Raw genomic sequence first — 12650 nt, forward strand, 5'->3', positions numbered from 1 at the left:
CTATTACACCAAAGATCACTTCAAAGGAATACTGATAAAGGATGCAGATTTGCTAATCGGAAAATCCTCTACTTCTCCTCTGAAATTCTTTCTTTGTACTTTTTTGATTTCGATGACCAATTGATCACCTTTTCGAGCTTGCGCGGCAATTTGTCTCAAATCAATTCTACCGCCACCTCTGACGACTTTTCTTCCAATACCGCCACTCACCAAAGTAACTTCGGCTTGAGCAACCTGAAACTGCGCGTCATCTGGCAAAAATTCTGCAAAACTTTTATCAGCCACTGCTCTTAAAAACAGTCTTTGCGTTTTTGCACTAATTCCTTGTTTCAGATCTACTTCTCCTCTATCCGTTCCAGAAACTAAATTCGGTGCAGGTATTCCACGTACACCAAACTCTCTGCTACCGATAGGGTTCCCGCCACTTGCAACACTTAAAGTAACTTTTCCTAATCTTTTAGGAATAACTGTGACTTGCCCTTTCTCCGCACCAGCAATATGATCTCCCCCAGTCACGCTAAATTTTGGATTGTAAGCATTACCCAGGGCCTGAACTTTTACATTCAACTTATTTCCACAATTCAGGTAAAGCGCATTCACAGACTGAGACTGAATATCAATTACTGGCTTGATCACGAAGTACTCGATATCAGTTTCGAATTTTTGATCTTCACCGTAGATGATCTCTGCCTTAAACGTCTTTCTGGCAATTCCTTCACTGTTATACTGTCCAGGAGTTGCTGTGAATGATACTTGTCCCTGACCATCATCACTTACCTGGATGGCTGTTCCATTGTATTTCATTTCAGGCTTAGCACCAGATGCAGAAGCCGCTACAAACATTTTTGCCTCATATTTAGTACCTGCCGCAACATACTTGGATTCAGGATTTACCATTGGAACGATATTATCGAAACTCAAATCTCCTAAACCTACACGGCTAACCAGGAAATCAAGCGCCGCGGTTTCCATGTTGAGCATTTGCGCCTGGAACTCACTCACAGTTGCAAGACCTGCAGGAGTAGGTGAAGATTCGAACGCCAATTGCGAGAACCCTTTTCCTTCCTGATTCGGATCATTTTTGTAAACTTCATCTTCGCTTGCATCAAGCGTGATGTAGTTATATCTGGCAAGCTGCTCAGGCGTAGCTCCGTTTTTCTTCAACAAGTCCTTGATGTAGTCAACCTGATCATCTAGTAACTTCTCGAAACGCTCACCATGGCCTTTTCCATTTTCTTCGATTGGCATCATGTAGTTACCAACCTTATCATAGTCAGTTTTACCTGCCAAATGGATTCGGTCACCATCGTGGCCTTCCAGATATCCACCAGTGATCTCAATGAAAGCTTCCTTGTATGCCTCCATGGAATCAAATAGCACCTGAGATTGCTTGCGCAGTTCATGAGCTGCTTCAAGAACAACAACATCTTTCTCACGGTTGCCTTTGTCGGTAACATTGGCGGTCATTTGTTTGATGGTCGTCTCGATACGCTCCTTTGTTTCACCATTGGCTCTTTCAAGAGACTCATTGATGAAAATAAACTTTTCAATTACTGTGGTACTGACGTTCAGGGCCAACAGAGCTGTTAGCACCAGGTACATCATACCAATCATTTTCTGACGTGGGGTTTCCTTTCCTCCTGCCATAACTTATTTGGAAGTTAGATTTTTATAAAGTCTTAACCTTTCATCGCGGTAAGCATGTTACCGTACACTTTGTTGAGTGATGCGACGTTGGTAGTCAACTTGTTCAATTCTTTTTGGAATTCCGCAGTTTCTTTCCCAGTCTCTGCCATTCCCTCCAATGCAGTTGTCAGGTTAGAATAGAACTTGCTTAGTGCTTTGGTATGATTCTGTGAATCTTTCAATTCCATTTCATACAGGGCATTCAAAGCGCCAAGGCTCTTAGTTACATTCTGAACTTGACCATGATATTCTTTAGCATCTTTAGTCGCGTCTGCCATAGCAGTCATAGCAGTCATTGTAGATGCGTAAGATTTATTCATTTCCGAAAGTGATTTGGAAGCAGACTTCACATTACCAGCGTATTCGTTGGTTGCTACAGCCGCGTCACTCAAATTCGACATTTTCTTTGCCGAATCTGCCAGATTCTTCATTCCGTCACCCAGACTCTTGATCAAATCAGGACCAACTTTTGCGTCTGCAAGCATTTTATCCATTTGAGCTGAAGCACCGGTATTTACTGGAGCAGCTACTGCTTTTCTTTTAGACGGGCCATCATAATCATCAGCAAGCTCAGGATAAACCTTCGCCCAATCTGGCTCCTTATGCTTAGGCTCAAATGCACTAAGAAGGAAAATAACCGCCTCTGTCGTCAATCCTATTCCAAGCATTTCACCAGCACCAGGCAAGTGAAGGATTTTGAACATCGCTCCAACAATTACAATTGCGGCACCGATGCCATAAACCTTAGGCATAATTGTGGAAAACAGAAGCTCTGTAAATCCGCCTTTTCTACCACTCATTATTATCGTATTTAGGTTAGTAAATTATTCCAAGTAAAAATTAAAATTCAGTTCCAGCAGATCGACCAAGGTAAGTCATCGCACATCGGAAACCGAGAGAAGCTCTCGTAGTATCCTTATGTTCGAAAGTCCTGGTACCTGTCTCAAGGAAGTAAGCAATGTCCTTCCATGAACCGCCTCGAACTACCTTATTGTCCACAGTCTCGTCATTGTAAGTAGGGTTCATATCCCATACCAAAGGAACTGAAGCCGGGTTGTAAGCATCCTCACACCACTCAGCTACGTTTCCGGACATGTCGTACAGACCATAGTCATTTGCAAAAAATGTTCCTACAGGAGAAGTGTAAGCAAAACCATCATCGAAGTAGTTTCCACGACCAGGCTTGAAGTTTGCTAGCAAACAACCTCGTGCGTTTCTCACGTAGGGGTTACCCCAGGGATATTTGGCCATATCCCGACCACCTCTTGATGCATATTCCCATTCTGCTTCTGAAGGCAATCTGAAATTAGGCATAACAGGAAGTCCGACTTCTTGTCTCCAGTTATTCAGATATTTAGTTCTCCAGGTACAGAAATACTTTGCAGCATTCCAGTCTACACCTACTACCGGATAATCATCAAATGCTGGATGAGACCAGTAATAAGATACTAAAGGATCTCCCATGTGATGGGTAAAATCTCTTCTCCAAACCGTAGTATCAGGCATCAAGTCAGCAATAGAAAAACCAGCAGGAAGATCCACTTCCGACCCTTCGGAAAGGTCTTCAGTGAATTGCCGATACTCATTATTGGTTATTTCCGTCGCATCCATGAAGAATGCGGAAATAGTGACTTGTTTGTTGAAATTGATTTGGGTCGCAGCTACGTCCTCATCAGCTTGTCCCATATGGAAAGTTCCTGAGGGTACGGATACCATACCGAATGGACGGGTCATCTCCCAACCCTGTCGATCAGCGGCACCTAGCAATTCTCCATTGTCTGATCTACCGCCGCCGCCGCCGATGCCGAAGAGGCCACAGCTTTGGAGAAAAATAGACGCACAGACAATGCTTAAAGTAGATAACTTATAAACACGCATAATACTCATAACACCTTATTGACTCGCAAGTATGTAAAATAAACAAACTTTAACAAAAATTATTGTGCCTTAAAGAGCTTAAATATATAATCTTAATCTCTATGGGCGCAAATTTAACTGATAATTAATCGGCTGGATCGGTATTTGAAAAACGTCAATGGGAGAATCTAGGCGTTTTGATTGCCTTCCGTCCACCAAAGATAAAATTCGGTAAATTGTACTTTATCATAAATTCATGGGATGTAGGCTGCTTTGCCTCCTGTTCATCCAGCACATAATCCAAGGCATATCCAACCTTCAATTCGTTGTTCGAAAGAAAGCTGTAACCCACCATAAAAATAACAGACTCGTCTCTTCTATACGAGAGACCTCCCCAGGCCAGGTTCTTGTATTCCGCTAAAACACTGAGGTCGAATGTAAACGTATTGAGGTCGTATCTCACCAGAGTAGATGGACGAACGACCAGATCTGAATTGATTTGGAAATCGAATCCAGCCATGGCGTTGACCGTACGTGCCAACTCATTCTCTAAACTATCCAATCCAAAATCGAAACTAGGCTCTAAAAGATTGGTTGCAGAAACGCCAACAAAGAATTTTTTATAGGAGTTGTAAAAAATCCCGGCGGCCAGATTGGGATTGAGCTGCGTTTCCTTACTTCCTACATTGAGTACATCTGTAGGATCCACAAATCGTAACTCATCAAAATTTTGTGTCTGGGAGAAAAAACCAGGCATGATACCAATATCCAGTGTACCTCTTTTCAGATTGAGCTGATATGACAATGGAATTTGGATCTGTAAATTATTGACTGGTCCAAGGTTATCATTCAAAACATGCAGGCCTACTCCAGACAGGTAGTTGGATTTTACCGGAGCCACCAAGGACAGGAGTTGTGTGTTGGGCGCTCCACCAGACCCATCAAATGAAGACGTATAGCCTACCCATTGCGACCTCATTTGAAAAGTCACGCTCGCGACAGGTTCTACACCTAATGCGGCCGGATTGTAATACGACCGATTGAACATATAATGACTGAAAAAGGGATCGTTCTGAGCTCTTACGATCAGGGACAGGGTTAGGAAACCTAAAAGGAACAAGTATCTCATCTTCTCCTATTACATTTTAGAAGGCTATAACCATTACCCGAAAACGACACTAAAAGTTTCAGCTCAAGCCATTTGCTTTCTTGATGTAGACCTCCAGTGCTCCGGTCATGGAAGGCGCGTTAGGCAATGGAGCCTCTATATCAAGAATCAAGCCAGCGTCTCTTACTGCCCGGGCCGTAGTTGGTCCAAATGCAGCGATTCGGGTATTATTCTGCTTAAAATCAGGGAAATTATCAAACAATGAACTGATCCCTGAAGGGCTAAAAAAGGCGATGATATCATAATTAACATCCGCAAGATCAGAAAGGTCACTTGCTACTGTCTTGTAAATGATCGCCTCATTATAATTATAACCACTGGACTTCAGAAAGTTCGGGATATCATCCTTACGAATGTTTGAACAAGGGAACAAGTACTTCTCATTCTTATGCTTCTTCAACACTTCGATCAGATCAGCAGCCGTTCTGACGCCTGTGAAAATCTTTCTCTTCCGGATAACAATATATTTCTGCAGGTAGTTAGCGGTTTGCTCTGAAATACAGAAATATTTCATGTCTGTTGGTATCTCTACCTTGCTTTCAGTAGCCAGGCGGAAAAAATGGTCTACCGCGTTTCTACTCGTTAATATCACAGCCGAGTGATCAAGAATATTGATCTTCTGCTTACGGAATTCCCTGATCTCCACCGGATCGATTTGAATGAACGGGCGAAAATCAATTTTTATATTATATTTCTCTGCCAGTGGGAAATATGGTGATTTTTCACTGGAAGGTTCAGGTTGTGATACTAATATGCTCTGTACGGTCTTTAATCTTTCTTTATTCGCAAAAAGAACGTCTTCACTCATGCCTATTCCTTGTTTTCTTTTTCCTCAATTCAACAGCCAACTGGCCAGAACGAAAGTCGGGAGTATTTCGGTAGCGCAAAGGTAGGAAATAATATGAAGATTTCGATTTGAGAGTGACCTAGGAAATCTAATAAATAACCAAATCAAAAATAAAAGGCTGATAATGATGCAAAATACTGAGCCAAATAATGGACTTTGGAAATGGTAATCGAAAAACCAAAAAGCGCACCACTCTACCAGCAACATCAACAAAAGCAGGGAATTGAGAAAAAACAGATACTCGCGTAACTGTGCCCCGTCAAAGCGATAAAACCTGAAAAGTCGGGCGATGGTCCGGATCACCAATATTTTTAAGCCCATGAACAAAAGGAGAAAGCTGGAATGCTTCAAAAAGAGCATAGAGGCCTGATTAAAATCTTCGCGATAAAAACTGGAGACCTGTTGAAAACTAATGAGCAATGCCGCAAGTACAATCAATAAAATATGCGGAAGTGTTAAGGTCGCTGTGGCGTCCGCCTCAAGTTTGTTACTCCAAAACCTGGCCGTGACTAATTGTCGAAAAGTTGGTTCATGCAGGGATTTTAGGACAGCCCCAAAAAACAGCAATAAAACAAAGAATGATAACCAGATACCGTCTTGTAATCGGCCTTCTCGTTTTACGGGCAACTGATATCGTGCCTCCACGGACTCTTCCACTTGCAATAATGTAGCCTGGATACTTTGAAAATTTGGAGAGGACAGGGTGAAGTACAACGTGTCACTTCGGAAAAATGACTTCAGATCCTGCAGGTTATAAACGTGACAACTGTCTATTCTGCTTTGATACAATCGGCTATTGACCCAAATATCCACCTCATCACCACATACTGACAACAATTGTTCATCTACGCTTTCAGAAAGCAGAAAAAAGCCCCCGACTGTGATGTCATCATTACTAAAGGCCTGCACCAAATTACTGTCTTCATAACGGAGCCAGGCACTGGATAAGTCCTGCACCAATAAGGTATCCTGCTGTGCCCAGACGACCCATGACAATAGACAGATGAACGTGCAGATGAGTGTTCTGATCATTAGAATCTGATGGAGTAGCCAAAATGGATCTTGGTGTTTCTAAAATCTATAGGTGATGCTTTGCTACTTCCGAGTGCAAAAATAAGACGAAAGTTACCATTGTTAGTATCCAAAGCTATTCCACCGCCGAAAGCATTTAAGAAAATGGCTTCCTTAAAACTGGAATCAAATTGATCAATAGCAGCCACATCATAAAATGCCAGTAAATAAGATTGTTGCGCGACGTATTGTCGATATTCGAATTGCCACTTGAACAGGCCTGAAACAAAAAAATCATTCTCATTGAAGCCACGAAGGCTCCTCAATCCACCAACCCGATAAAATTCATTTCTAACCAATTGATTTCCTTGTAGCAGGACGATCTCAAATTTTGAATACACCGCTCCTTGTTTAAAGACTGGTAGCTGAAACTGCGACATGAAATCCACTTGTACATTAGTGGTTCGAAATTGAAGGGTATCGTAAATGGCTTCAGGGAACAGCGTGTTTCTCCTGAATTTTTTATCCGCTACCCCTACGGAAAAATCGAGCCCAAAAGTACGTCCATAGGCAGCTACTTCTCGGATATTACCCCATCGAAGAAAAGGTCGGTATTCGGTCAATCGGTAATCCAGGCCATTAGAAATATCAGGTTCACTTGCCTGTATATCACTTGCGGAAGTTTGTAGACGCAAACCAACCTGTAAGGAAGAAGCAATGGGAACCTGCAAATCGAGCCCGAACCTGCGCTTGATAAAGAGGCTGTCTTGTCGAAGTATGGACAGGTTGAAAGCCACAGAAACACGGGAGCCTAACAAAAAAGGATGCCCATATCTCAGATCGAGGCTTTGTGATTCCGGAGAGAATCGGTTCCAGTCCAGAAACAAGGACTTTCCTGATTGAAACAAATTGTTGAGGTCTAATTTCAGATAGCCCGTTACTGTAGAACCTCCTTCTGCTTTTGGAAGGAATCCGAAAATTCCTTCTACCTGATCACTTTTTATGGATTTGGTTTTGAGGTAAACAATGGCCTTACCATTAGAGAATCCCACATCCGGAGGCTCGGAAAGTTTCACCAATGACTGGACGTTCAATCGCTGGGTGATGGATTCATACTTCCTTTCCTGATAGAGGTCGCCTGGTTTAAAGCCCAGCAAGGCATGCACATAGCGAACACTGACCTTGTCAGTTCCCGAAAGTGACAAGGTGTCAAAAACAATCTTTGGGCCGGTAAGCAGACGTGGAATGGCCACTACTTCTGCTCCGTCTATAGCTAAGGAGTCAAAAGCAACTGTCGCAAAGGGATAGCCTTCATTTCCTAATTTGGCCAAATAGGGTTCAAATGATTGAGTCGTCCATGGTTCTGGAAACTGCCACTGGTAGGCACTGCCTTTATATAGCGTCAGTGAGAGTGTGTCCTGAATCGTACGGGTTGTGTCAAATGTCGCAAAGGGATAGCCATCCTTGATGTATTGTAATAGTATCTCCCGGATGACATGTTCAGAATTCCTGTTATTCGGAAAGTACCCGGGATCACCTGAACCGGTGGCCACTTCAATTACTTGTTGTGCCTGTGAGGGAATCAACACAATGAAAGACGCCATCAGCCAAAGCAGAAAGCAAACAGCCGTATGTTTGCAAAAAAACCTCATTGGCAGGCATTTATTTTCACGTCCCTTTCTGTAAACAGGCTTGTCACTATTGTGATTTCCATTTTAGTACAAACTTAAAGCCTATGGAAGCCATGGTATGGGCCATGGATCACGAATTGCGTTTGCGGAAAGACTTTTTGGGCACAAAACAGATTGAGACAATCTACTTTGGAGGGGGTACCCCTTCCATGATCCCTGCTACTTTGCTTCAACAGCTTTTGGATCGGGTTCACGAATTGTTTGAAGTGTCTGCTGATGTTGAAATCACCCTTGAAGCCAATCCTGATGACATCAATAAGGAGATCTTAGCCGCATGGCGCACTTCAGGAGTCAATCGGTTGAGCATTGGGATACAAACTTTTGATGACGATCGGTTGAAGTTTTTGAACCGTGCACATGATAGTCGGGAAGCCATTCGATCTGTAGAACTGGCCAAGCAACATGGATTTGGCAACCTGACTTGCGACTTGATCTATGCCATTCCCCCAAATAGCATGGAAAAATGGGAAAGAGACCTGGACATCATGCTGGAGTTGGACATCCCACACCTTTCTTTATATGGGCTCACCGTGGAATCAGAAACGGTATTTGGGAAATGGAAATCTGCTGGGAAACTCAAGGAAGTTACCGAATCGGCCAACGCCGACCAATACGCTCATGCCATCAATACTTTGTCACAAGCCGGTTACGAGCATTATGAAGTGTCCAATTTTTGCCTTCCAGGTAGATATTCCAGACACAACAGTGCTTATTGGTTGCAAAAACCCTATCTGGGTATAGGTCCCGGTGCGCATTCATACGATGGCCACACCCGGTCATTTGCCATCAGAAACAACACTTCATATATACGCTCCTTAGAAAAAAAGGAATTACCGTTGGAAGCCGAGGACCTTAGTCCCACACAACAAGCCAATGAGTACATGCTTACTCGGATCAGAACTGGCTTCGGAATCAATCCAAAAGAAATTTCAACACTTGCCGGCGTAGATTTTTTAGAGAAATTCGGATCTCAATTAAAATCCTGGATCAATACAGGATTGATGGAAGCACAGGGGGATATTTTTCGCTTGACTTCCCTTGGTATGATGAATGCCGATGAAATCACCTTAAAATTGTTTCTTGATGAACCCTGAAACGCATAATTTTAAAGATCAGCACCAGATGTAGATGGAAACAGAAAAGAAGAAAGCGCTCATCTTACTCAAATCACTCATCTTCCATTACCATGGCCTTGACCATGACGAAAAGGAATTGCTCGATGAAAGTGTGAGAAAATTAGATGCCGAAGACGAGTTGGACTGGGCCCTGGACTTCATTGCCCGGGACTATCTGTCTGCTTTTGATCGGGCACGGGAATTTCTGCATAAGGCGTTCATCAAAATGGAGGAGTCCGAGCGTCTGGAGCACCTGCTCGATGTTTGGGAAGATAACCATAAGAAAGGCTATGTGACCGAAATGGAAACCACAGCCATGATCAACCTGGCCAAAGACTGGTCCATTGACAAGGCATTTTTAGGAGAAGTGAATCATTGATGCTTAGTCAAAAACCACCGTCTTGTTATCGAGACACAATACCTTCCTGTTGATATGGGCCCAAATGGCCCGAGAAAGCACAATTTTTTCAAGGTCTTGCCCTTTGCGAATTAAATCCGCGACTGAATCCTTATGCGAGATCTTGACAACATCTTGTTCAATAATTGGTCCCGCATCCAGATCTTCCGTCACATAATGACTGGTCGCTCCAATGATCTTCACCCCTCTTTCAAATGCCTGATGATAAGGCTTGGCACCGGGAAAAGCAGGCAGGAATGAATGGTGGATGTTAATGATTTGATTAGGATATTTCTTAATAAAATCAGCAGATAAAATCTGCATGTACCTGGCCAATACGACAAAGTCTACCTCATATTGATCAAACAGCGTTTTTTGCTGTTCCTCCACTTCTTCCTTATTCGATCGATTGACCTCAAAATGATGAAAGGGTATGCCAAATTGTTGAGCAATATGTTCGGAAGACCGGTGATTGCTGATGATACAAGAAATCTCAAATTCCCAATCGGGGGATATTTGTCGGCTCAAGATATCGTAAAGACAATGCGTGCTTTTTGAAACCATCAAAGCCATTTTCGGTACCTGATCAGAAAAATGCAACTTCCAGGTCATTTGGTATTTCGAGCCAATGGATTCTTCGAACGCTCGACCGATGGCTTCCCTTGGGATCAAAAACCCTTCAAGTTCCCAACAAATTCGACAGAAAAACATTTCATTATGTGCATCGACGTGTTCGTCCAAATCCACAATGTTTCCAGCATTCTGCCCAATGAATTGCGTAATGACAGTGATCAGTCCGATCTTATCGGGACAGTGGATGAGTAAAATAGCTTGATCAGAGTTGTTAGCAGACATGTTTTTGATCGTTACAACTCATTTCTGGGTGCAGCGAAATTAGTCTACCTGTCTATTTCGACCTTATAAACTGAAGATTTCTTTGAAGCCCAGCAAACTTTGTTCGCTTCACTGCTGATTTTTTAAAGACCTTGCGAAAGGTCTCTTCGGTGAGTTCCATCCAATCTTGCTCTTGAAAACCTTCCCACCCCTGTGGTTGAAAAGCTGGCTCGGCATTAGGTTTTGAGAAGCGATTCCAGGGACAAACATCCTGACAGATGTCGCATCCAAACGCCCATCCTTCCATTTTTCCCTTGAATGCTTCAGGAATAGATTCCTTTAATTCAATTGTGAGATAGGAAATGCACTTGCTTCCATCAACCACATATGGCTCGGGAATTGCATCAGTGGGACAGGCATCTATGCATCGGGAACAAGTACCACAATAGTCTTTCATCGGTCCATCAGGCACTAGTTCCAAATCAATAATTAGTTCCGCTAAGAAGAAAAAACTTCCCATCTCACGATTGAGCAATAAGGTGTTTTTCCCCACCCAACCTAAGCCAGCTTTAGCTGCCCAGGCTCGCTCATGAACTGGCGCCGAATCCACAAAAGCCCGACCGGAGATCGCTCCAATTTGCTCCTGTAGCTTGTCTAAAAAGTCGTGGAGCTTTTGTTTGATTACATGATGGTAATCCTGGCCATACGCGTACTTGGCAATCTTGGGCCCGTTGGACTCGTGTATCTTGTCCGGATAATAATTATAGATCAATGAAACCACAGATTTAGCTCCGGGTACCAGCCTGGTTGGATCAAGGCGCTTTTCGAAATGGTTTTCCAGATAGCCCATCTGACCTTGATAACCTCTTTTGAGCCAGGTTTCGAGTTTTGAGGCCTCTTCTTCTAAAAAGGCCGCTTTTGAGATACCACAAAAATCAAATTGGAGGTCTTTGGCAATGGATTTGACTAAAGCGGTGTGCTTGTCAATGTTCAAAACAACGTGCCCATTTTTTGCGGGGGAATCTCACCCAAATGCTGATAGGCCAATTCGGTCGCCTGACGTCCACGAGCAGTTCTCTTGATGAAGCCTTCCATGATCAAGAACGGCTCATAAACTTCCTCGATGGTTTCCGCTTCTTCACCACAAGCGGTAGCAATGGTAGAAAGCCCTACCGGTCCCCCTTTGAATTTCGTGATGATGGTGGCAAGGATACGATTATCCATTTCATCCAAGCCATGATCGTCTACATCCAGGGCATTCAACGCCATTTTTGCAATGTCGAGCGTGATAGACCCATCTCCTTTTACCTGAGCAAAATCCCGGGTTCTTCTAAGAAGGTTGTTTGCTATCCTTGGGGTACCTCGGCTTCGTCTGGCTATTTCGTATGCGGCTTCTTCATCGATGGCTGCCCCCAAAATATCTGCGGATCTGCCCACTATACGCGTCAAGAGCTTCGCATCGTAGTATTCCAACCGGGCGTTGATCCCGAATCGTGCTCTTAGAGGAGCAGTTAATAATCCGGAGCGAGTAGTAGCTCCTATTAATGTGAATGGATTCAATCCAATTTGCACCGTACGGGCATTTGGACCGGAATCAAGCATGATGTCGATCTTGTAATCTTCCATCGCTGAATACAGGTATTCTTCCACGATGGGATTCAATCGGTGGATCTCATCAATGAACAGCACATCGTGATCTTCCAGATTGGTAAGCAAGCCAGCTAATTCTCCAGGTTTATCCAGCACTGGCCCACTGGTGATCTTGATATTTGAGCCTAATTCATTGGCAATGATGTGAGAGAGGGTAGTTTTTCCCAGGCCAGGAGGGCCGTGCAATAGTACATGATCGAGGGGTTCACCACGCATTTTTGCCGCCCCTACAAAGATTTTGAGGTTGTCAACCACCTTTTGCTGCCCACTAAAGTCTTCGAAACTAAGCGGCCGCAGTGCTTTCTCAAACTCTTTCTCCGATGATGACAAGTCGTCACCTTCACCCGTTAAATAATCTTCTCTCATTGCTGAAAAACAAATATAGAGGGATTGG

12 protein-coding genes are annotated in these 12650 nt (G+C 43.4%); 2 read left to right on the plus strand and 10 right to left on the minus strand.

Annotated elements, in window-relative coordinates:
- Positions 1-15: 15 nt before the first annotated feature.
- The 7 genes from gldM to R8G66_28365 form a co-directional block, all read right to left on the minus strand.
- Positions 16-1647 (minus strand): gliding motility protein GldM, encoded by a 1632-nt coding sequence (gene gldM, locus R8G66_28335; protein ID MDW3196315.1) that lies wholly within the window; start codon positions 1645-1647, stop codon positions 16-18.
- 32 nt (positions 1648-1679) lie between these two features.
- Entirely contained in the window at positions 1680-2486 is an 807-nt protein-coding gene (gldL, locus tag R8G66_28340; GenBank protein ID MDW3196316.1) for a gliding motility protein GldL, read from the minus strand.
- Positions 2487-2526: 40 nt separating this feature from the next.
- Entirely contained in the window at positions 2527-3573 is a 1047-nt protein-coding gene (locus tag R8G66_28345; GenBank protein MDW3196317.1) for an SUMF1/EgtB/PvdO family nonheme iron enzyme, read from the minus strand.
- 145 nt (positions 3574-3718) lie between these two features.
- Positions 3719-4672 carry a type IX secretion system membrane protein PorP/SprF gene (locus R8G66_28350; protein ID MDW3196318.1) on the minus strand — a complete coding sequence of 318 codons (954 nt, stop codon included), beginning with the start codon at positions 4670-4672 and terminating at the stop codon, positions 3719-3721.
- 58 nt (positions 4673-4730) lie between these two features.
- A complete protein-coding gene (locus R8G66_28355; GenBank protein MDW3196319.1) occupies positions 4731-5519 on the minus strand; it encodes a uroporphyrinogen-III synthase in 789 nt (262 codons plus the stop codon).
- A 24-nt stretch (positions 5520-5543) separates the two neighbouring features.
- Positions 5544-6590 (minus strand): DUF4271 domain-containing protein, encoded by a 1047-nt coding sequence (locus tag R8G66_28360; GenBank protein MDW3196320.1) that lies wholly within the window; start codon positions 6588-6590, stop codon positions 5544-5546.
- Complete coding sequence (locus tag R8G66_28365) at positions 6590-8221, minus strand: hypothetical protein (GenBank protein MDW3196321.1); 1632 nt, start codon at positions 8219-8221, stop codon at positions 6590-6592. The genes R8G66_28360 and R8G66_28365 overlap by 1 nt, the downstream gene beginning before the upstream one ends.
- Here R8G66_28365 and hemW point away from each other — a divergent pair.
- Positions 8221-9354: a radical SAM family heme chaperone HemW gene (hemW, locus tag R8G66_28370; protein MDW3196322.1), complete on the plus strand. Its 1134-nt coding sequence runs from the start codon at positions 8221-8223 to the stop codon at positions 9352-9354. The two genes, R8G66_28365 and hemW, sit on opposite strands and share 1 nt — an antisense overlap.
- 34 nt (positions 9355-9388) lie before the next feature.
- Positions 9389-9754: a hypothetical protein gene (locus R8G66_28375; GenBank protein MDW3196323.1), complete on the plus strand. Its 366-nt coding sequence runs from the start codon at positions 9389-9391 to the stop codon at positions 9752-9754.
- Between the two features lie 3 nt (positions 9755-9757).
- On the opposite strand, the gene purU is transcribed toward R8G66_28375, so the two are convergent.
- The 3 genes from purU to ruvB are packed head-to-tail and all read right to left on the minus strand — an operon-like array spanning position 9758 to position 12622.
- A complete protein-coding gene (purU, locus tag R8G66_28380; protein MDW3196324.1) occupies positions 9758-10627 on the minus strand; it encodes a formyltetrahydrofolate deformylase in 870 nt (289 codons plus the stop codon).
- 52 nt (positions 10628-10679) lie between these two features.
- Positions 10680-11600 (minus strand): tRNA epoxyqueuosine(34) reductase QueG, encoded by a 921-nt coding sequence (queG, locus tag R8G66_28385; GenBank protein MDW3196325.1) that lies wholly within the window; start codon positions 11598-11600, stop codon positions 10680-10682.
- Positions 11597-12622, minus strand: coding sequence for a Holliday junction branch migration DNA helicase RuvB (gene ruvB / locus R8G66_28390; protein MDW3196326.1), 1026 nt, complete (start codon positions 12620-12622; stop codon positions 11597-11599). The genes queG and ruvB overlap by 4 nt, the downstream gene beginning before the upstream one ends.
- Positions 12623-12650: the final 28 nt, after the last annotated feature.

It is taken from the genome of Cytophagales bacterium (assembly GCA_033344775.1).
In the GTDB taxonomy this organism is placed as follows: Bacteria; Bacteroidota; Bacteroidia; order Cytophagales; family Cyclobacteriaceae; genus JAWPMT01.